This is a genomic window from Chryseobacterium hagamense (assembly GCF_007991455.1).
GTDB classification, from domain to species: Bacteria; Bacteroidota; Bacteroidia; order Flavobacteriales; family Weeksellaceae; genus Chryseobacterium; species Chryseobacterium hagamense.
In genome coordinates this window covers 59,211-79,332 of the sequence record NZ_BJYJ01000007.1, presented here as the reverse complement: position 1 = coordinate 79,332, position 20,122 = coordinate 59,211, and the positions used below count along the sequence as shown (strand labels likewise).

Sequence of the window (20,122 nt, the reverse complement as noted above, 5' to 3'; positions counted from 1 at the left end):
GTATAAATACGAATACACACTACTTTTTGATTGTAAGAAAAAATTCTTTCTCATCAAACTTCTTTGGTGTTTTGCCTACAAATGAACTAAAAGCATTATTAAAATGGGGCTGGTCGTAATAACCATTAGTTAAGGCTAACTGGGTCATTGTTTCAGGTTTATCATTTGAATATACGATATGATCTAAAGCTTCCCGTAATTTTATAATATTGATAAAAAGCTTAGGATTGATCCCGATAAAACTTTGAAATAATTTTTGAAGATGTCATTCAGAACATTTCATTGATCTTGCCACTGAGGCAACAGCAATGTTCCCTCTGTTATCCACAATTAATTGAACGCTTTTAGAAATTAGTGCAATGTTGGGACTTTTCCGAAATAAAGGAGAGAAAATTTTTGCAAGATAAATGCACACCATTTCATTGTTTAAACTAATCAGCACATCAAAATTCAATTCTTTAAAATTAATCACCTCATTTGCCCGGCAAATTTTATCAGTAAATAAGTGAGCGTTTGACATTCCAAACCAGGCTGGAGTCCAGGGAAAAAGCTGGATCATTATGGCCTTTGTTTCCGAAAGGATATCAAGAGACAATGCTTGTGTGATCTGCCCGCAAAAGTATATACCTTCAGGTAAATGTCTGTTATTATCTTTAAGCTTTACCTTCAATCCGTTTCCCTGTATGATTGCCATCGTGAAACATCCGTTGGGGGGGAACTCCTTTTTGTAAAATCGGATTGCCATTATTTAGATTATCTAAAATCCAAAACTTCTTAATGAAATTTTCAAATGTCCCGCTGATATAATATTCACTATAGACTGCATTCATTTTGTAAAACTATAAAAAGAGCCTGATATAATTAAAATTTAAAATGAATTGTAAGATTCAACAAATTTTTAGAAGTAATTAGTTAGAGGCTTGATTCTCTATAATATACAAAACATTCAGCAATTTGCAATCTAATTGTTTTTTGAAACTTTATTTTATCTACAACGTTTCAGAGCTTACCAAAGGCGTGCATTTTTATTGTAAGAGCTCAATATAATTACTAATTTTTATCTTTAAGTCTGTAACTTTTGTAAAGATTGTTGTCAGTTCTGAAGCTATCAACTTTATACTCAATTTTTCAAGAATACATAGTTCTCTTCCTTAAATTTTAAATATCCGCTCTTGAGCTTATCATCAAATATTTCTGTAATTCTATTATAAATGCAGATTCTCTTTCCAATTTTCAAAAAGAAAATCTTCTATTTATCATTATCGTTTCATAATCTTATCTGCCAGGATAATAAGTTCATTCTGAGTTTCCTGATCTGCTTCATTGGATAACAAGACAATACCGGAATTCAAGTCAGGGTAAAAGACCATATAGCTGCTAAATCCTAAACTCCCTCCAGTATGGGAAATACTTCTTCTGCCATCTTCCGTTTTTTTCACCTTCCAGTTAAGTGCAATAGCTCCGTCTTCCATTTTACCAAAAGTAGGCTGATGGCTCAGAGATACAACAGGATCTTTTTCATTCAATTGGAAAACCATATATTTCAACATATCTGAAGTGGAGGATGTGATGCTGGCTGCTACTCTAAGGTCTTCCCAATCGATAACCGGCATTATTCGCCCTCTGCCATCGTAGCCCTTTGCCATTTTTAATGGGACTTCCCCGGATTTCAGCAGATAGGTATTTTTCATCTTTAATGGCTTTGCAAAATATTTTTTCAGAAGATTTTCGTAATTGTCATTGTAAACGCGCTCCATTATATATCCCAGCAACTGTGCTGCCGTATTACAATGCTTCGATATACTTCCCGGCAGCACTTTTAATTTCACCTGATGAAGATCCCGATAGAGATCCTGTCTGCTGTAAATCGTGTGTACAGAATCTAAAATATAAGGTATGGTATCCGGATCAGCTTTTCCAAAAATATCTTTATCCGGCATCCAATTGGGTAGCCCCGAGGTAAGATTGGCCAAATTCACTAAAGTAATGGGCATTCCATTAAACTCCAGATTAGGATAATCTACCTTCAGATATTTTCTTATATCATCATTCAGATTTACCTTTTTGTCAAGAACAGCCTTTGCCAGCAACGTAGCACCGAATGTCTTTGTAATGGAAGCTAGTTCGTATATGGTATATTCTGTCGGAAGATCTTGCTTATCTTTCCGGGTTGAGCCATAATTATAGATAAACTTCTTACCATTTTTTATGATACCTACTGAAATACCGACTCTGGAATTATTCTGCATAAAAGCAGAGACCGATTGATCTACCAAAGAATCGAATGCTGTTTTTAATTTATTGTCGGTAGGAAATTTTATGGAACCTGTCTGTGCAAAGCAGCCTGATGCCCAGATTAAAGTGAATATGAATAGCGTTTTTTTCATAGAGGCTTAAGTTTTAAAATGTGTTTCCTTATATATTCTCATTTTTTATCTTTTAAATAATTGGCAGCATTGGTATTCTCAGGATTCAGCTCTAACGATTTCCTGTAGTTAAGGATGGCTTCCTTACGATTTCCAAGTGTTTCCAGTATTTCACCATAGCTATCGTAGACATTGGAACTTTTCGGAAACAACAAAGTATTCAATTTAAAAATTTCCATTGCTTCATTTTTTTTGCCTTGTTCTATAAGCTGATACCCCCAGGAATTGACTTCATCCTCAGTCAGACTAAAGTTTTTATGGTCTTTACTGATTTTATTAAAAATTTTATTGGCATCTTTAAAATCATGCTTTAACAGTTGCCGGCGCAGGAACTTCAAATTCTTACTTAATCCGAAGCCGTTTTTCAATTTCATATCCGGAAGGTAGAAACCGGCAATTTCATCAATGAACCATTCGGGGTTTGAGCCCTGAAGATTGGTTAACACGATTACCGATAAATTGTCCTGAGGATACATAAACAGTGCGGAGCGCATTCCGCCAACGGGTGCCAATGCAGGGTGCTCTTCTCTGACCACTGTCGGCCAGCCCAGGGCATAACCATTGGTCAACTTATTGAATCCTCCGATATTTCCGTTATTCAGTCTGGCTGTAGCAAACATCTGATCCAGGCTTGACTGTTTTTTCAACAGTTTTTTGCTTTGAAGTGCAATAAGCCATTTGGCCAGGTCTTCGGATGTCGAAATAATCCCGGTTGCCGTTCTGAAAAACAGAGGAAAAGTGGCATAGGCATTATGAAGCTTACCGTCATTAATCCACTTTCCTCCCTCATTGTAAATAGTGGAATACGCGTTTGAATTATGTGGAATAACATCGTTTGAATCACCAAAACGGGTGGAGACCATGCCGCAGGGCCTGAATTGATTTTCTTCAATGAACTTTGTGAAATGCTGGCCGCTGAGTTTGGTTATGATCCTTCCTAAAATATAATATCCGGTCTGATTGTAACTGAATTTGTCTCCGGGACTAAATTCCATTGGTAATTTTCTTACCATTTCCCAGTTGCGATTTTCATCACCATTCCCCAATACCTGTTCCTTTTCGTCTATATTATTGGGAAGACCGGAAGTATTGCTTAAAAGCTGATGGATCCTTATAGATTTCCATTCATTAGGAATGTCGTCAATGTATATGGATATGGGATCCTTTATGTTTAATTTACCCTGTTCCTGCAACTGCATTATTGCCACCCCTACAAAAGCTTTGGTCATAGAATTAATGGAAAAGGTTGTTTCTGAACTTGTTGCTACCTGATGTTCCAGGCTCGCGAAACCGTAATTTTTAAGTTTATCAATTTTTCCATTACGTATAATTGCCAACTGAAGACCAGGGATGTTCGACTGTACCATTTTTTGTTTGATGAATACATCAATACTATCTGTAGTGTGTTGAGCAATCACTTGTTTGGAAAATGAAACTGCAAATAACAATAATCCAATCTCAACGGTTTTAAACAGCCTTCTCATTTTAATAGTTTAGTGGTGCACTAAATTAAGACAAGTGAAGCAATAATTTTATTACATTGATCGTTTTTTGAGACTTAATTATATCTTATTTGTTTTAATATACTTTCAAGTCAGTGAGAATATCATTCAAAATTTCAAATCTTGCTTTTCCAAAATCATCTCTTTTTTCTATTGACTGAATACAATTTGAAAAATAATACACATTATTTTTTGAGAATCAACTAGAATAAAATAGTCAGCTGATTTGTTCCAAGAGATTAGGTACAGGGATATTCACAAAGATTGACTTACCAAGAATTGCTGCTAATTTATAGTTAAGTTCCTAAAAGATAACAAAGCCGCAGTACATGAGAGACTACTTAATCGACTGTGATTTAGATTTGTTAAAATATTAAATCAATTTTTCAATCTCCATTTTCCATTTTCTTTTCGCAACGTTAATCCCCAAGAACCAAAAACACGACCTTTGCTTTCTGGAATATCTATTCGCATATAAGCTGTTTCTCTTGTATTATCGAAAAGAACTCTGTAAAATCTGAAGTGACCAAGATAATGATCATTTAGTTGTGGTTTATTAACTCTATTCCTGTTATTAAGAGGCTTGATCTTATTAAAATCGATAAGAATTGATTCATTATATTTCTTATTTTCAAAAATATCGTAACTGTGCAAATAATTCCAAACATCCGCTGGTAAATTTTCTGCAAGAAGAGTATCTGACATGGAAAATGTATATTGTTGATTTTGCGATCTATTATCTAAAACGTCCAATGCTTCGACTAAACTTATTTTTTTCTGATCTTCAATTTTGGCAAGTTCTTCAGGGTCAGTTGCTTTAAGTACACATTTATCTATTACTAAATTTAAAATTTCATATTCATCTGCTTCTTGTGAATTACAAGAAATAAAGATTGAGAATAACAATAAAAAAACACAGTTTCTGTTTATGTCAATTTTTTTTTAGGATATTCATCGTTTTTGAGATTTTAATAGCAATAGCAAAGTCCTTAGGCTTTGCGGGAGTTACGGAAATTAAAATTTAGTTTGCTCGGCTGGACTAAACAACAGCAATTTTGCAAAACCATTGTTAGGCAGTTTTAGGGATTTTTCTCATTTTTTAAAATCTTCAAATTTAATATTGAAATGGTAACTCATATCGTATTGGTCTTTTAAAATTTTTGCAATATGAGCCTTTCCAATATCCATAATATTTTCCCAATCATTTATGGCATCAAATTTTTTTAAGGTTTCTATATCTGATGTCTCTAACAATACTTTTCTTTTTTCGAAACTATCATTCATATAAACATTAAAATTAGCTCCATTAAGCATTCGTAAATCTATATTCTCCCTACTGAAGATTTTTGCGAATATTTCTGAAATATTATCAATCTTAAGTGATTCTATTATTTCATTTTTTAAAAATCCAAGTTTATGTTGGCGACTATATTCCAAAGTCTGTTTTGAAATTCTTGCGGCTAAATCACCATTAAACGGATTGATAGTTTTGTCAAAACAATTAACTATAGCTTTCATCGTAGCTTCTTCAAAGTGCTCTGATCGAGTGTCCACAACATGAATTCCAATATTTGTTATTTCAAATTTCAGAAAAGTTGTTTTTCCTTTTATTCCTGAAACATAATTTGTAAAAAATGTTAATGTTTCATCTACAATTGATCTATGTCCAAAGTTGTAAGGAATTTGATTTTCACTTATGTTCCATAAAACCTCAGATTTGCTTAGATTTTCACAAATGATTGCGGGTAATTTGGGCTCCGCTCAGCCACTGGAGATGCATTTGTTCACATCGTTCAAATTTTAATATCCAGTCCTTTTGTTATGCCGCAGGCATCTCAACTTAGTTTTAGAGATAGGACAGGACCATTCGTATCCTGATATTTCTCAATGTAAACGGAGAAATAACAAAAAGCAGGTAAACAAAAATCTTATTTTCACTGTCATGTGTTCTGAAATATTTTCAAAGCCTGATCTAAATCTTACATGACTTATGGGTCAAATTTTTCCAAACCATTTTTAAAGCAAATAAATAAAAGTGCATTTAGTGTTAACTCAAAAATCATTATATTTAATAGAATATAAATTTTGTTTTCGGCATGACGACCCAGCAGCATTCAGGAATTCTTACTTTTCAGACTCCTTCCGGAAAAATTTCAGCGATACAGGAAAACGGGGTGATCCGGGCAAAAAGCATCCGGTATGCCCGTTCCGGAAGATATCAGAAGCCTGTGCCGGTAGATGTTGGATTTCATAAAATTCCGGAGAAAACTCCGGTATGCCCGCAGCACATCAGTCCGTTGCTGGAAAGGCTGATTCAGAAAACGGATGTGGAACAATTTGAACCTGACGAATCACCTCAGTTTTTAACCGTAACGCGCCCTTTAAATCCAAATGAGAATGATAATCTTCCGGTGGTCGTATGGATCCATGGAGGATCTTATGAAATCGGCTGCGGAGATCTGCCGACTTCCGATCCGTCGGTGTGGGTGAAAGAACAGCGGATTGTTATTGTTTCCGTTTCTTACCGCCTCGGGCTTTTCGGTTTTCTGGGCGGAAGCGAAGAACGTCCGGCGAATCTTGGCCTGTTCGACATCATGGAAGCTTTACGATGGATCCGGAAAAATATCAGAAGCTTCGGCGGGAATCCTGGAAACATCACGCTGTTCGGGCAGTCCTCCGGCGGTGATGCCATTGCCCATCTGATGATTTCAGAAGGAACAGACGGGTTGTTTCAAAGGGCAATTATCCATAGTGCACCGTTGGGTTTCAGGCTTAAAAGACAGAAAATGTCGCTGGAGTTTTTCCGGAAAACGGAATTCCTGAAACATGAAGAAGATCCTTTAAAAATGGTGGATGAATATGTGAATTTTCTGCCGTCATTCCGGAAATATGGTTTAAAAACCGCCATGCCTTTCTGTACGCAATATGGTTCTGCCCCGTTGTGCACAGAAGAAGAAAGCCTGGAACGATGGAAGAAGAATGCGGAAAAATATGATGTGCTGATCGGATCCAACCAGGATGAAACGGCCTTCTATGTGAAAACCGCCCAGGAAGGACTGTATACTTATCTTCACAACAGAATTCTCAACAGCATTGTCCGGAAAACAACGGAATCCATATACGAAAAACCGGCTGATGCTTTTGCCGTGAATTATGCTGATGGCGGAGGAAATGTCTATCGGTTTACCCTTAGACTGACTTTAAAGAATCATAACATCGGTGCTTCCCATTGTATTGATCTTCCTCTGATTTTCGAAAACGGAGAAGCCTGGAAAGATTCTGAATTATTAAAAGAAATTCCCTGGAAGTATATTCAGGAGAATGGCAGAAAGCTACGCACACTTTGGGCTGAGTTTGCGGCAACAGGAAAAATATCTGAAAATCAGGAACTTCCGGAAATGCTTGAACTCCGGAAAATTTAGTTTAAAAAAAAAATTAGAATCAATTGAAAAATAATCGCTCCGAAGAACTTTAGATTAATTTGCCGAATGCAAACAAAGCCAATAATTCCTCCGGAGCGATAATAGAGTAAAATAAAGTGGATTAGATCATATTTAATGTAATTCCAATGAATTAACAAAAAAGAACAATATTGGAAAATTCAAAATTTTTAAAGATTCTTTTTTAACAATTAATAAAGAATACCCATTTGAAGCTTTAAAATGATCGGTAGGAAAACTTCCAGCATCCGTCTTCCAGCCAATTAACCTTATTATTCTTCCAGCCATACGCTGACGTTCCCGGCAGGTACAGGAAAAGTACCCCAGCCGTTTTCATCGATGGTTACTTTATCCTCAGATCTTCCAAGGGTATCATAAAATGTTTTTCCAATGTATCTTTCGCCCATTTCCATGGGTTTTTCGTAAGCATCTTTGTTGCTCAGCACTACGGCACATCCGGAATGTTCTTCGTCACCGTAACGCACCCATCCCAGGCAGTTGGCATCTTCAAAATAATCCCGCTGCTCACCGTAAGCATGGTCTTTTCTGGCTTTCAGCAGTTCTTCGATACCATCCACTTTGTTGAGGAATATTTCCTGGTCGTTGCCTTCCTTGTCTTTGTCTACATAATGGGCACCGTATAGATCAGGATAAAAAACGCATGGATAACCGTCTATTCTTAAAAGGATCAGCGCATAAGCCAATGGCTTGAACCATTCTTCTACAGGTGCCTCCAGGTCCTGCAGCGGCTGGGTGTCATGATTATCCACCAGGGTTACCGAATGCAGAGGGTCTTCCTTGGTTAAGGTTTCATCAAAAATCCTGCGGAGATCGTACGAGCCGCCTTCGTTTGAAGCATTGTGGAAATTGTGATGTAACGAACTGTCGAATAGGCTCATGCAGCCTTCGGTAGCTTCAATGTATTTTCTAAGCAATGGAAGGCGTCCCGGAGCCCAGTATTCTCCTACGGCAAAAATGTTCTGGCCGGTGTTGGAGCGCAGCATGGTCAGCCACTCTTTATAAAATGTATAGGAAATGTGTTTTACGGCATCCAGACGTACGCCGTAAAAATCCGTCTGGTCAAAATACCATTTTCCCCATTTGTTCAGCTCCTCCCGTACAAAAGGATTTCGGTGTTCGATATCATTGAACATCAGGTAATCATAGTTGCCTTTTTCATCATCGATCATTTCTTCCCAGCTGTCGCCGTATTCGGATTTGATCATGTAAATATGGGAATCCATTCCTTCGGCATAATCCACTCCCGTAAAACAGGTGAAGTTCCACTCGAAATCGGAGTATTTTTTGTTCCTTCCCGGGAATGTAAATTTAGTATACGACTGGATCTCGAATTCGTCTGAAATAATTTTTTCACGGTCGTTCTCATCCACCTTTACCACTTTAAACGTTTCCAGCTCATCGCCGCCGCCTTTGTGGTTCAGTACGATATCTACGATCGTCTTGATGTTGTGTTCCTTTAAAGTATTGATTGCTTTGAGATAATCTTCCTTGGTGCCGTATTTGGTCGCCACGGATCCTTTCTGGTCAAATTCTCCGAGATCATACAGGTCATACGTGTCGTATCCTGTAGAATTTTGTCCGCCTGCCGCTTTGTAAGCCGGTGGGAACCAGACGGATGTAATGCCGAGACCGGCTAAATATTCTGCATCATTTTGTATCTGCTTCCATAGCTTTCCGTTTCCCTCAGAATACCAATGGAAGTACTGAATCATCGTTTCGTTCATAAAATTGTAAATTTGGTTACTACAATTTAGTGAAAAAAAACGGATTATCGATGATCAAATTCCTCGAATGGTATTTTCAGCTGTACGGAAACCTGTTTTTTTTCTTCCGTATTCAGATGGGAGAGGGAGAGTCCCAACAGCCGTACCGGCTTGTCGAAAGGCCGGAGCTCCCATAATTTTTTTCCGGTCTTCACGTATTGTTCCGGAAGGGAAAAATAATCTTCCTGCGTCATGCTTCGGGTATACAGGGAAAAATCCTTATACTTGATCTTCAGCGTTAAGGTTCTCCCCAGAATATTGTTTTTCTGCAGCCGGCTATGCAGTTCTTCACTGAGGCTTTCCAGCTTTTCGTTAACCTGCTGTTCTTCAAAAAGATCTTCGGAAAACGTCCTTTCCACGGCTACGCTTTTCTGGATCCGGTGCGGCTTGACCTCGGAAGTATGGATTCCACGGACCACGTTATAATAGTGGGCTCCTGATTTTCCGAACAGCCTCGTTAAATCTTCAAGGGATCTTTTCTTTAGGTCTTTCCCCTTGTAAATGCCCAGGCTGAACATTTTATTGGCCGTTACTTTCCCGACGCCGTAAAACTTCTCTACCGGAAGCTCTTCCAGGAAAGTTTCGATGTGATTGGGGTGGATGGTTTTCTGCCCGTTCGGCTTGTTGATGTCGGAAGCTACTTTCGCCAGGAACTTGTTAATCGAAATACCTGCAGAAGCGGTAAGCCCGGTTTTCTCGAAAATTTTCTGACGGATTTCCTTTGCAATGAGGTTCGCGGATTCCATGCCTTTTTTATTCTCCGTAACATCCAGATATGCCTCGTCCAGCGACAGCGGTTCCACCAGATCGGTATATTCGTGAAAAATTTCCCTGATCTGCCTGGATACTTCCTTGTAGCGGGGAAATCGCGGCGGTACGAAAATAAGATCGGGGCATTTCTGTTGGGCCGTCTTGCTGGGCATGGCGGAACGGACTCCGAATTTACGGGCTTCATAGCTGGCAGCAGCTACGACACCCCGGTGCTGTCCGCCGACGGCAATGGCTTTTCCTTTCAGCGCAGGATTGTCATGTTGCTCCACGGAAGCATAGAATGCGTCCATATCGACATGAATGATTTTGCGGGTGGGAAAAGAAAAATCCATACCGCAAAGATATGGATTCCTGTCAGAGTTTAATGCTCCAGGTTTAATGTCCAGGGTTAGAGGTATCTGACCCTTATTCTTAGCCTAACCTTTTTTTAAAAGCTTGTTGATGGTAGCCTGGATTTCGGGATCTTCCGGAGAAATCGCATAGTATCTGGCAATGGCTGATTTCTGGTCGATCACCATGTATCTGGGGATCCAGTTGAGATCAATATAATTGTTAAAATCGTTTTTCCAGCCGGCCGCAAACCAGTAATTTTCCTTGTCTTGCATATCAAAACGTTCCAGACTTTTCTCAAAACCTTCTTTGGAACGGTCCAGTGACAGAAACACAAAGTCGATATCCGTATTGTTTTCTTCCAGCTCTCTGGCTTTCGGAAGGGCATTAAGACAGTCGCGGCACCATCCGGCCCAGAAATCGATGACAAGTACTTTCCCTTTATGCTGATCCAGGATTTGCTGGATGGTTACTGTTTTTCCTTCTTCATTTTCCAGTTTCTGAGCCAGGGCTTCTCTGGAAAACGTCTTTTTCAGGACTTTCGGAGCCTGTTGTGAAAAGCCTGATCCGAAAATTCCCATCATTAGTAACAACAACAGTTTTTTCATGTTCAAAAAAATATTTATGCAAATGTAGCCTATAAGATACGATTAAGAATTGCTTTTCGTGCAATACTGAGAATGGGTAAGATTGAGAATTTCTATTGAGAATTTTTCACTACTCCCTTCACCAGGGCAATCACATTCGGCATCGCTTTATTGGCGGCATTGAGTACTTCTTCATGGGAAACGGAAAAGGCGATGTCCGGCCCTCCGAGATCGGTAATTACCGAAACGCAGAACACGTCCATTCCCATATGTCTGGCTACAATAACTTCCGGAACGGTGCTCATGCCCACCATATCACCACCGATGGCCTTGATCATGCCGTATTCTGCCGGAGTTTCAAACGTGGGACCCTGAAGAGCGACGTAAATGCCCTGATGAACGGGGATATTATTTTCAGCAGCCACGTTTTCGGCGACTGAAATCATTTTCCGGTTGTACGGTTCACTCATATCCACAAAGCGGGGACCGAAAGAATCGATGTTCCTGCCACGGAGCGGGTGCTCAGGCATCATGTTGATGTGATCTTTCACAATCGCGATATCGCCGATCCGGTAATCCGGGTTAATGCCTCCCGAAGCATTGGAAAGGATGAGGTTTTTAATGCCCAGCAGATGGAAAACCCGTATCGGAAAAACAACGGCCTCAATGGAGTGGCCTTCGTAATAATGGAAACGGCCGCTCATCATCAGCACTTTTTTGCCTTCCAGCATTCCGAAGATCAGTTTTCCGCTGTGTCCGGCAACGGTCGTCTGCGGGAAATTCGGGATTTCATCATATTCCAGAACCCGGATGGCTTCCACTTCGTCCTGCAGTTTTCCCAGTCCTGAACCGAGAACAACCGCAAAATCAGGAATGTCTTTAATCGTACTTCTGATAAACTCCGAAGCCTGCTTAATTTTTTCTAACATAATCTAGGATGATTTGGTTGAATTCTTCCTTTTTATCAATGATCACATTGATTGGCCAGTAGTAAACAATATCCCGAAGATAGTCAAAACTTTTAAGACGCACGTAGTCTTTTTCGGTGGTCAGGATTAATTTATATTCACCTAACTTCTTGTATTCGGCAACGATCGTCTTGATATCGGCTTCCGTGAAATTATGGTGGTCCCGGAACTTCAGATGCTTTACCCGCTGTGAAAATTTCGCCAGGTGGGTAAGCAGGGGCTTCGGGTTGGCGATTCCTGTAATCAGGAGGATGTCGTAATAATTCAGGTTGTTGTCCGGCAGCATTTTCTCCCTTCCGTACACATTTTCGTCGTATCCGATGGAGGAGAAGAACACTTTCTGGGTGCGGTCCGGCCGTATTCTGGAAATGTAATACTGCTTGGTTTCTTCCGTCAGTTCATCGGGGCATTTGCTCACCATGATAAGGTCTGCCCTTTTGGAGCCGGCTCGTGATTCCCTGAGGTCTCCGCCCGGAAGAAGATGGTCTTTGAAATAAGGATCGTTGAAATCCGTCATCAGGATATTGAATCCAGGTTTGATGGCACGGTGCTGCATGGCATCATCAAGAACCAGAACATCCAGATCCATATCGCTGATTACTTTTCGCGCACCGGGAACCCGCTCTTCGGAAACGGCGATCACGAAACGGTTTTTAAAACGCTCAAAGAGCTGCATGGCTTCATCGCCTACCGTTTTGTAATTGCTTTCGTAGTTGGTGACGGCATAGCCTTTCGTAAGACGGCCATAGCCACGGGACAGCACACCGGTCCGGTAATGTTTGGAGAGGAACTGGGCCAGATACATCACCATCGGCGATTTTCCGCTTCCGCCCACGGAAAGATTCCCGACACAGATGATCGGGGTATTGAATTTCGTCGATTTAAAAAGCCCTAAATCATACAGGGTATTCCGGATACCCGTTACCATGTGATAGCCTAAGGAAAAAGGATAGAGGTACCATCTTTTCATACCTTGCAAAAATAGGAATTTTCACATGGATTTGAATCAATATGGTAGCTTCTTTTCAATATTTATTTTAAAAATTCTGCGGTTGATTATCATTAAATTACAGTATTTTTGCAGACTTATTTTTATTACAGTGAGGTATTTCATTGAGTTTTCTTACAACGGCAAGAATTATTTCGGCTACCAGATCCAGCCGGAGGCCATATCCGTGCAGGAAGAACTGGAAAAAGCGCTTTCCACGATCTTGCGGGAACATATTAAGACAACGGGAGCGGGAAGAACGGATACCGGGGTCCATGCCAGGAAGATGTTCGCCCATTTTGAGACTGACCAGGCAGTGGATCAGAATCTATCAAGAAGACTGAACAGTTTTCTGCCGCCGGATATTTCCGTTAAAAGGATCTTCCAGGTAAAGGATGATTTTCATGCGAGATTCGATGCGACTTTCCGGACGTATGAATATTATATTTCGCTGGAGAAAAACCCGTTTACTGAAGAATCGGCCTGGCAGCACTGGAGAAAACCGCTGGATGTGGATAAGATGAATGAAGCCTGTAAAATTTTATTCGAATATGAAGATTTCACCAGCTTTGCCAAGCTCCATACCGATAATAAGACCAACCTCTGCAAAATCTATAAAGCAGAATGGGAGCAAGACGGAAGCGAACTGAAGTTCACGGTTTCTGCCAACCGTTTTCTCCGGAATATGGTACGGGCAATCGTCGGTACCATGGTGGAAGTCGGTACCGGAAAGCTGAAGCCCGAGGATGTGCGGAAAGTAATTGAAGCCAGGCACCGTAATTCCGCTGGAACTTCTGCACCGGCCCATGGGCTGTATCTGGTGGATGTGGGCTATGAGTTTGATTGAATTTAATTTAACTTAAAGCCGGAGCAGAAATCGCATGGGTAGGTTGGAAAAGGGATGCCGGGCTGGAAGTTTCTATTGTCAATATTACTTTTAAAGATATTGATTATCAAATGAAATCTTTTTGATAATCAATAGAATGACTCTTCGTAAGATGAATCAATGGTTCATGCTTCCGATAGGATTTTATCCTGTCCTGTAATAATTCGTCCCTTAAGGACTTAAGATCGTATAAGTTTGAGCATATTCGATTTGTATTCAGTCTGTTATTCAATTGAAAATAAAATTAAGGCGATTCCATTCGGGATTTTAAAGAGAATAACTGTTGGTAGAATGATAAAAGATGCGGTTTGATCATCAGGACCTTTGATCCTGTTTTTCACAGAAGAAACTTCCGGCATCCATCTTCCAGCCTTTTCATCCGGATTCTACTTCGGGTTCCGTCAAATAAGTTAACTGTAATCAAATTTCCGTCAAATAATCTCAAAAACGTATGGGCTATTTTAATAGGTTTTCGCAAATCTGCCAGATTTACTTGTGTTAATATCTGCTTAATTTTCTGAGGGAAATAAAAAGATGGTTATCTTTGTCGTTCTTATTTTAATATATTAAAACTGATACCATGATTGGAATTTTTATTTTAATTGCAGCCTACCGGTACTACGCAGGTCTTGCAGGACGGTTCGGAAAAACAAAATGGCATTACGGCCTTCTGGCGTTGGGCGTTTACCTCGGAACCCAGTTTGTCTTCGCCTTCTCTTACGGAATTTATGCAGGGCTTACGGATCCAGCTTCTCTGGATGACAACAATTTTATGCAGTTTTCGGCATTGAATCTTGTAGGATGGGTTCTTTCCGTAGCGGCAGTCTGGGGATTCTATAAAATCCTTGAAGATAAATTCAGGAAAGAAAGCCTTAAAAAACCCGCGATGGAAATCGAGGAAATTGGAAAAAAGGAGTTGTAAAAAATGTGAACTCCAATTAGACACCATATTGAAAGGCTGAAAGACGGATGCCGGATGATGGAAGTAACATCCATTAAAATACTTCTGAAAGTCTTGAAGTTCAAATTATGTTTGTTTAAAAAAACGTAAAACGAAATATATACCATATAATTCATATTAAAAAGCGGATGGCTCTGACTATAGGCAACAAACTTCCGGTATCCGGCATCCCCCTTCCGGCTTTATCCATTCCATAAATAACGGTCATCATAAATTTTCATTACGAATTCATCCATACGTAAAGCCAGACAATTCAGAAAGTCTTATTTTTGCATAGAATTTTATATAATTCTTTCTTCAATTCGTACAATGAAAAAACAAGATACCTGGGGGATCGTGAAGCGGCTGTTCTTTATCGGAATGAAGTTCCGCTCATGGTTTATCCTTACGTTAATTATATCCGTTATCCTTGCCATGGTTTCGACGTACCGGCCTTATCTCACGATGGAGGTGGTGGATAACGATATTACCAGACTGAAAGACAAAACGCTGATGATGAAGCATATCTATCTGCTGGTAGGTCTGGTATGTGCTGAAACGGTGCTCAACTTTTTCCTCGTTTACTTTTCCAATTTCATATCGCAGAATGTGATCCGGGATATCCGGGAAAGGCTGTACAACAAGCTGATCTATTTTAAAACTTCATTTTTCGATAAAACGCCGATCGGGCAACTGGTTACCAGGGCGGTCGGTGATGTGGAAACCATTGCCACGGTATATACCGACGGTTTCCTGATGGTATTCGGGGACGTCCTGAGAATTGTCTTTGTCCTGATCATGATGTTCAGTACCAATGTTCACCTGAGTTATATTACCCTGGCGATTTTACCGCTGATGGTGGTGATTACCCGGTTTTTCCAGAAACGGCTGAAAAAGGCTTTCGGGGATGAAAGGAACTGGACGTCGAACCAGAACTCTTTTGTGCAGGAAAGGCTGGCGGGAATGCCGATCATCCAGGTGTTCAACCGGCAGGAATCCGAGTTCAGAAAGTTTGATGACATTAATATTACGCTGAAAAGCGCCTTGCTGAGAACGGTTTTCATCTTCTCATTGTTCTTTCCGGTGGTCGAACTGATTTCCTCACTGTTCATCGGGTTCATTCTTTTTTACGGAGGCTACATCACGATCAGTGCGGGGGTAGTGATTGCATTTATCCAATACATCTCGATGCTGATCCGTCCTCTGAGGCAGATCGCCGACCGTTTCAACAACATCCAGCGTGGTATCGTAGGAGCCGAAAGGGTTCTGGGACTCATGGATGAGGATAATGCCATGCCGAATACCGGAACCGTACAGAAAGATCATTTCAGCGGAAAGATTGAATTTAAAAACGTGCATTTTGCCTATGACGATAAGCAGGAAGTACTCAAAGGAATCGATTTCAGGGTAAACCCGGGAGAAACGGTAGCCATCGTAGGTGCCACCGGAGCCGGAAAATCCACGATCATCAGTTTGATTACCAGATTATACGATATCAATTCAGGAAACATCCTGATTGATGATACCGACCTGAAAGATTATGAGCTGTACAATCTGAGAAGCCATATCGGTGTCGTATTACAGGATGTATTCCTGTTCCACGGCAGTATTTTCGAGAACCTTTCTTTCGGGGACGAAAGCATTACGCTGGATAAAATAAAAGCGGGAGCCCGGGAAATTGAAGTTGACGCGTTTATAGAACAGCTGCCCGGCGGCTATGATTATGTGGTGAGCGAAAGAGGGTCGTCTATTTCTCTCGGACAGAGACAGCTGCTGTCGTTCCTGCGGGCCTACCTGTCGGATCCGAAAATCCTGATCCTGGATGAAGCCACTTCTTCCATCGACCATGAAAGTGAAAAGCTGATCCAGCGGGCAACGGAAAAGATTACCAAAAACCGGACTTCCATCATTATTGCGCACCGGCTTTCAACGATTGAAAAAGCAGACAAGATCATTGTAATGGAACACGGTAAAATAGTAGAAGAAGGCAAACACCTCGAACTCTTGGATAAAAACGGATATTATTCCACTTTATACAAAGCCCAGCTGAGACATGAGATCGAGCTGGAAGAAGAGGAAAGCAAGAAATAATTGTTTTAAATAAATAAAAAGGGTTAAAATCAGCAGCGATTTTAACCTTTATTTTTTTTATTTAATTTCATAATTCTTTTTGAGGAGGCCTAAAAATTCCTCTTTTGAAATTCCTTTTCCGGAAGTAAAACGGATGTTTACCATACCTTCGCCGGTAATCATCTGATTGGTACCATAAAGATAGTCCAGCAGGCATTGAAGCTGGTAATGATCCGCTTTCAGGCTGTAAATCCTATCATCCTGAATATCCGATTCAAGACTTACCGTATCGCCGGGAAGTACAAAAGCTTTCTGTTCCATGAGTCGTTTACATAATTCCCGAGATGGAAAACAATGATAAAATGCAGTACCGGTTCAATAAGCAGCAGGTTAAAAATCAGCAGGAATCTGTTTTTTGGAAGAAAAATGGATCTGGACATCGTCGGATTTCTTTACAAAATGCCATAATCCGGCAGCATCGTTTTTCAGTCGGAGAAAGTAATTCACAGTATTCTTTAACAATAGCTTTTAGGGGAAGGAAAATTGTTACATCTTCATTCTGTTTCAGTAAAAATAAAATATTCTGCTTTTGTTAAAATCTGTTTTTTACATGATCCTGAACAGGTAATTTCTAAAGGGTAAGCCAATGGTACTTTCTTTATTTAAAGCAGAAGAAAAAATTAAACACTACCTGTAAACACTGTCTGAAGAGCGTGCTGAAAAGCTTTATTCATCAGTTGTACAGGAGAATTGAGAAAGTTTGAATCTGTATTAAATGCATTGATTTTTGAAAATGTTTTTGATTGTCGTAAATAAATTCAATTATTAATAGTAAAACGTTATGTTTGTTTAAAATAATTTGCTAACTTTATTCTGAAATTAAACAGACCCCCTTTGCTTTGGTAGGGTCTTTGATGTAAATAAGTACTTTTTAATTAAAATATCCAAAATAGATGAAAAATATCCAAGACGAATTTCAGGTTTTTAAAGACGAATTAAGAAAGTTGAATATCGAAGTACAGAAAGTGGTGAAAGTCGGGAACGGCAGTATGGATTTCCACGAAGTCTTTTACAAGTCGCCACGGTATGAAGATGTAAAGAGCGTGTATGTTCAGCGACATAATCTGGACAATATTCTGGCCAAATTTAAGCAAGCCTACCATTAAATAGAGTCGCGGCCCGGAAACGGGCCGCGAATTTTTTATCCTGGAGACAGTTAATCTTTATCCAGTGTTGAGGTTTGCCTTGTATCTTTCATTTTTGCATACACTACGAATGAGACAAAGATGCAGGCCGTAATATACCAATAAAAATAAGTCTCCACATTTTCCTGCTTGAACCATAAGGCAATATATTCCGCCGTTCCGCCGAAAACAGCAACCGTTAAGGCATACGGAAGCCCTACCCCCAGCGCCCTTACTTCAGAAGGGAAAAGTTCTGCCTTTACCACGGCATTGATCGAGGTGTAGCCGCTTACAATAATAAGAGCCGACATGATCAGGAAAAAAGCACTCCACATGGAGGTGGTATGGCTCAATGCATTCAGCAGCGGATAGGTACAGATGGTTCCGAGAATCCCAAAACCCAGCAGCAAAGGCCTTCTGCCGATCTTATCCGATAAAGCTCCGAAAACAGGCTGAAGGCAGGCAAAGAGGAAAAGCGAGATAAACGAAATTAAGGTGGATTCTTCTTTCGTCAGATGCACGGTGTTCACCAGGAATTTCTGCATATAAGTGGTGTAGGTATAAAAAGCCAGGGTTCCGCCCAGTGTTAATCCGATGACGGTAACCAGTGCTTTCGGATGTTTCAGCAATTCTGCAATCGTTCCTTTTTTCTTTTCACCCGTTTCTTTTTTGTTTTCAAAGGCTTCGGTTTCATGAAGGTTGGTTCTTAAATACAGGGCAATCACGGAGAGCAGCGCCCCGATAACAAAAGGAATCCGCCAGCCCCAGTTTTCGAGCTGGGTTTCCGTGAGCAGAAATTTCTGTAAAATCAATTGGATGCCAAGGGCAATCAGCTGTCCGCCGATCAGGGTGACATACTGGAAGCTGGAATAGAATCCCCGACGTTCCGGAGTGGCCATCTCGCTGAGGTACGTTGCCGATACGCCGTATTCACCGCCGACACTTAATCCCTGGAGCAGCCGCGCGAGCAGCAGCAATAGAGGGGCCAGTACGCCGATCGTTTTATAAGTGGGCGTAAGCGCAATCAGCAGAGATCCGAAGGACATAAGCAAAACCGAAAGCGTCATCGCCCTTTTCCTTCCGATCCTGTCGGCAATGCTTCCGAAAAGCCATCCTCCTACGGGCCGCATCAGGAAGCCTACCGCGAAGATTCCTGCCGTATTCAGCAGCTGGGCCGTCATGTCCGAATCCGGGAAAAAAGCATGGGAGAAATAAATGGCAAAGGCGGCATAAGCATACCAGTCGTACCATTCTACCAGATTTCCGATTGATCCGCCTACAATGGCTTTGATCCTTTGGGCAGTAGTAATTTGTGAAGTGTTCATGATTTTACTGAATAAGCAGCCAAGATACAACTTTCAGAAAAACCGCTCTTCAGAAAAAGAACAGTTCTGTATATTCAGTTAAAGATCTTAAAAACGGTATCCTACGGACAGTCCGCTCCGGAATCCCAGCCATGGCCCGTCCACATTCACTTTTGCTCCGCTGGAATTGGTTTCCACCGTATAGTTTACGTAAGGAATATCCAGGTTTTCGATTTCCTGTTTCAGCCTTGCCTGCATATCGGGGGTCAGCACGACATCGCTGGTCATGATGAAATCACCCTGACCTTTTCCGTAGTGGGCACCGGCAATCCACAGGTCCAGCACAAGATTCCTGCTTTTTGTCAGGAAAAACTGGGCACCGACCATTAGTCCGCCGCTGTTTCCGTGGGCACCGCCGTTCCCTTTCAGCGGAATCTCAAAAGTTGTCCCGTTGAAGGTATAATCATAATAAAAATCGAAGGTGTTGGAGGTTATTTTGGAGTACCGGTAATACGGTGCGAAATAGAATCCTTTTCCATATCCTGCACCCAGGTAAAAACGCGGTTCAATTGTAAAATTAAAGGATTTTATTTCAAGATTCTGGAATCTTCTTTCATCATCATCTTTCAGAAAGGAATTGATAAAAGGTACTTTTCCCTCAGGCATGGCCCCAAATCCCATATTCAGTGAAAACCACTGGTTGAAGGCTCTTTCATAATAAAGATTAATATTCCTGAACGCATAAGCGGTAACATTCGTTTTAATGATGTTCAGCTTATCGGAAGTTTCGGAAGCGGAAATTTCCTGTGCGGATACTCCTGAGAACATCAGGCATGGAAACAATAGAAAGTATTTTTTCATAATCATATATTTAAAGTGTTGCTGAGGTGAAAGCAAAAAGCGGGCAAATGATTGCGGAATTTACAGTCATATAGTAAAATT

Annotated in this window: 18 protein-coding genes and 1 pseudogene; 5 read left to right on the top strand and 14 right to left on the bottom strand. The window is 40.5% G+C overall.

Annotated features, from left to right (window positions below):
• Positions 1-19 precede the first annotated feature (19 nt).
• The 6 genes and pseudogenes from CHA01nite_RS21070 to CHA01nite_RS09015 all read right to left on the bottom strand — a co-directional run.
• Positions 20-253 (bottom strand): annotated as a pseudogene (locus tag CHA01nite_RS21070) (helix-turn-helix domain-containing protein); the annotation flags it as partial.
• Between the two features lie 12 nt (positions 254-265).
• On the bottom strand, positions 266-745 hold the full coding sequence (locus CHA01nite_RS09035; RefSeq protein ID WP_146940993.1) for a hypothetical protein: 480 nt from the start codon (positions 743-745) through the stop codon (positions 266-268).
• 514 nt (positions 746-1,259) lie between these two features.
• Entirely contained in the window at positions 1,260-2,387 is a 1,128-nt protein-coding gene (locus tag CHA01nite_RS09030) for a serine hydrolase domain-containing protein (RefSeq protein ID WP_146940992.1), read from the bottom strand.
• 38 nt (positions 2,388-2,425) lie between these two features.
• Positions 2,426-3,910, bottom strand: a complete 1,485-nt coding sequence (locus CHA01nite_RS09025; RefSeq protein WP_146940991.1) for a serine hydrolase — start codon at positions 3,908-3,910, stop codon at positions 2,426-2,428.
• A 396-nt stretch (positions 3,911-4,306) separates the two neighbouring features.
• Positions 4,307-4,834 carry a hypothetical protein gene (locus CHA01nite_RS09020; protein ID WP_146940990.1) on the bottom strand — a complete coding sequence of 176 codons (528 nt, stop codon included), beginning with the start codon at positions 4,832-4,834 and terminating at the stop codon, positions 4,307-4,309.
• Between the two features lie 186 nt (positions 4,835-5,020).
• A complete protein-coding gene (locus CHA01nite_RS09015) occupies positions 5,021-5,446 on the bottom strand; it encodes a hypothetical protein (protein WP_146940989.1) in 426 nt (141 codons plus the stop codon).
• A 578-nt stretch (positions 5,447-6,024) separates the two neighbouring features.
• Between CHA01nite_RS09015 and CHA01nite_RS09010 the strand changes: the two genes are divergently transcribed.
• Positions 6,025-7,350: a carboxylesterase family protein gene (locus tag CHA01nite_RS09010; protein WP_146940988.1), complete on the top strand. Its 1,326-nt coding sequence runs from the start codon at positions 6,025-6,027 to the stop codon at positions 7,348-7,350.
• A 290-nt stretch (positions 7,351-7,640) separates the two neighbouring features.
• Here CHA01nite_RS09010 and CHA01nite_RS09005 read toward each other — a convergent pair whose 3' ends face one another.
• From CHA01nite_RS09005 to lpxK, 5 genes are all read right to left on the bottom strand, one after another.
• Positions 7,641-9,113: an alpha-amylase gene (locus CHA01nite_RS09005; protein WP_146940987.1), complete on the bottom strand. Its 1,473-nt coding sequence runs from the start codon at positions 9,111-9,113 to the stop codon at positions 7,641-7,643.
• Positions 9,114-9,157: 44 nt separating this feature from the next.
• Positions 9,158-10,255, bottom strand: a complete 1,098-nt coding sequence (gene dinB / locus CHA01nite_RS09000) for a DNA polymerase IV (RefSeq protein ID WP_146940986.1) — start codon at positions 10,253-10,255, stop codon at positions 9,158-9,160.
• 84 nt (positions 10,256-10,339) lie between these two features.
• Entirely contained in the window at positions 10,340-10,861 is a 522-nt protein-coding gene (locus tag CHA01nite_RS08995; protein WP_146940985.1) for a TlpA family protein disulfide reductase, read from the bottom strand.
• Positions 10,862-10,953: 92 nt separating this feature from the next.
• Positions 10,954-11,769, bottom strand: a complete 816-nt coding sequence (locus CHA01nite_RS08990) for a purine-nucleoside phosphorylase (protein WP_146940984.1) — start codon at positions 11,767-11,769, stop codon at positions 10,954-10,956.
• Positions 11,753-12,778, bottom strand: a complete 1,026-nt coding sequence (gene lpxK / locus CHA01nite_RS08985) for a tetraacyldisaccharide 4'-kinase (RefSeq protein ID WP_146940983.1) — start codon at positions 12,776-12,778, stop codon at positions 11,753-11,755. Before lpxK ends, CHA01nite_RS08990 begins: the two co-directional genes overlap by 17 nt.
• Positions 12,779-12,908: 130 nt before the next feature.
• On the opposite strand from lpxK, the gene truA reads away from it, so the two are divergent.
• From truA to CHA01nite_RS08970, 3 genes are all read left to right on the top strand, one after another.
• The gene (gene truA, locus CHA01nite_RS08980; RefSeq protein WP_228458379.1) at positions 12,909-13,643 is read left to right on the top strand and encodes a tRNA pseudouridine(38-40) synthase TruA; all 735 of its coding nucleotides are present in this window, start codon (positions 12,909-12,911) and stop codon (positions 13,641-13,643) included.
• Positions 13,644-14,262: 619 nt separating this feature from the next.
• A complete protein-coding gene (locus CHA01nite_RS08975; RefSeq protein ID WP_146940981.1) occupies positions 14,263-14,604 on the top strand; it encodes a hypothetical protein in 342 nt (113 codons plus the stop codon).
• Between the two features lie 348 nt (positions 14,605-14,952).
• Positions 14,953-16,713: an ABC transporter ATP-binding protein gene (locus CHA01nite_RS08970; RefSeq protein WP_146940980.1), complete on the top strand. Its 1,761-nt coding sequence runs from the start codon at positions 14,953-14,955 to the stop codon at positions 16,711-16,713.
• Between the two features lie 57 nt (positions 16,714-16,770).
• On the opposite strand, the gene CHA01nite_RS08965 is transcribed toward CHA01nite_RS08970, so the two are convergent.
• On the bottom strand, positions 16,771-17,013 hold the full coding sequence (locus CHA01nite_RS08965) for a hypothetical protein (RefSeq protein WP_146940979.1): 243 nt from the start codon (positions 17,011-17,013) through the stop codon (positions 16,771-16,773).
• Between the two features lie 632 nt (positions 17,014-17,645).
• Here CHA01nite_RS08965 and CHA01nite_RS08960 point away from each other — a divergent pair.
• Positions 17,646-17,858, top strand: a complete 213-nt coding sequence (locus tag CHA01nite_RS08960) for a hypothetical protein (protein WP_072955399.1) — start codon at positions 17,646-17,648, stop codon at positions 17,856-17,858.
• Positions 17,859-17,908: 50 nt separating this feature from the next.
• Here the strand turns inward: CHA01nite_RS08960 and CHA01nite_RS08955 are convergent, their stop codons facing one another.
• Both CHA01nite_RS08955 and CHA01nite_RS08950 read right to left on the bottom strand, forming a co-directional pair.
• Positions 17,909-19,201 carry an MFS transporter gene (locus CHA01nite_RS08955; protein ID WP_146940978.1) on the bottom strand — a complete coding sequence of 431 codons (1,293 nt, stop codon included), beginning with the start codon at positions 19,199-19,201 and terminating at the stop codon, positions 17,909-17,911.
• An 87-nt stretch (positions 19,202-19,288) separates the two neighbouring features.
• Positions 19,289-20,041 (bottom strand): DUF3575 domain-containing protein, encoded by a 753-nt coding sequence (locus CHA01nite_RS08950; RefSeq protein WP_228458378.1) that lies wholly within the window; start codon positions 20,039-20,041, stop codon positions 19,289-19,291.
• Positions 20,042-20,122: the final 81 nt, after the last annotated feature.